Raw genomic sequence first — 251 nt, forward strand, 5'->3', positions numbered from 1 at the left:
ACAGCAACTGGACCTTTACCCGGCCATAGGCGTCGCAGTAAATCTCCTCGCCGGGGGGCCCAGTGACCACGGCATGCTGGTTGCCGGTCATTCGGGGTTTGGGGTGTGCAAGCGCAGGGCGGAAGACGACGTCCCAAGGTGTCGCGACGAAATCATTACGATAACCCTGGCTGAAGCCGTCACCGGAATCAGTGCCGGTGGCCAAATCTTCCAGCACTTGCGGCTGCTTGCCAGTGTGCTCGACGCTCGTC

1 pseudogene is annotated in these 251 nt (G+C 61.4%); it reads right to left on the reverse strand.

Annotated elements, in window-relative coordinates:
• A pseudogene (locus BK660_RS32030) lies at positions 1-251 on the reverse strand (type VI secretion system tip protein VgrG); the annotation flags it as partial.

The sequence above is a fragment of the Pseudomonas brassicacearum genome, from assembly GCF_003732265.1.
Classification (GTDB): Bacteria; Pseudomonadota; Gammaproteobacteria; order Pseudomonadales; family Pseudomonadaceae; genus Aquipseudomonas; species Aquipseudomonas brassicacearum_D.